Here is a 945-nt window from a genome sequence, read left to right on the forward strand (position 1 = left end):
AGATATGTATAAGACACAGCCCGTCAACCGGGGGCCGGACTTCGGGGCGTTCCTCGACTCCGGCCCCCTGGGGATCGCCCGGATCCCCGCCCTGAGCAACTGGCTGGGCGGGGCCGAGCTGAAGGTCGCGCACACCTATCTGCCGGGCGGACAGTGGCGGGACATCGAGGGCCCGCCCGGCTTCCTGGAACCCTGGGCGCACTGGCGGCGCCAGAAGGCCGACCGCACCCTCGTCCTCAATGTGCCCATGCAGGAGCGCAACGAGGAGCACCTCTCCGACGCCCAGGTACGGCTGCTGCTCGGGCAGGCCGCCGCCGGACAGTTCGACCGGCACTTCCGCGCGCTCGCAAAGAGGCTGGTCGAGCTCGGTGTGCCGGACACGGTGCTGGTGCTCGGCTGGGAGATGAACGGCATCACCTACACCCACCGCTGCGGCCCCGACCCCAAGGCGTGGAAGGCGTACTGGAACCGGATCGTCGCCACCATGCGGGCGGTGCCGGGGCAGAGGTTCCGCTTCGACTTCGCGCCCAGCAGGGGTCTGGACGCCGTGCCCTGGCCGGAGTGCTACCCCGGTGACGACACCGTCGACATCATCGGCATGGACTCCTACGACCAGCCGGCCGGGATGCCCGTCGACGAGCAGATCACCGAGCCCTACGGCCTCCAGGCGCACGTCGACTTCGCCAAGGCGCACGGCAAGCCGGTCTCGTACCCGGAGTGGGGGCTGTTCCGCAACGGCGACAACCCCGAGTACATGCGGCGGATGCTCGCCTGGATGGATGAACACCGCCCGCTGTACAACACCCTCACCGACTACTGCCCGCACGGCGTCTGGCAGTGCCCGGTCAACCCGGGCGCGGCGAAGGTGTACCGGACGACCCTGTACGGGCGCACGGGGCTGACGACGCCTGCTCCGACCCCGACCCCGACGGTCACGCCCACGCC

1 protein-coding gene is annotated in these 945 nt (G+C 70.1%); it reads left to right on the forward strand.

Features of this window, described 5'->3' with window-relative positions:
- Positions 1 to 945 (forward strand): glycoside hydrolase family 26 protein (locus CCN33_RS30035; protein WP_107484025.1); only part of this gene is annotated, 945 nt, incomplete at both ends.

It is taken from the genome of Streptomyces recifensis (genome assembly GCF_002154615.1).
Lineage (GTDB): Bacteria > Actinomycetota > Actinomycetes > Streptomycetales > Streptomycetaceae > Streptomyces > Streptomyces griseoluteus.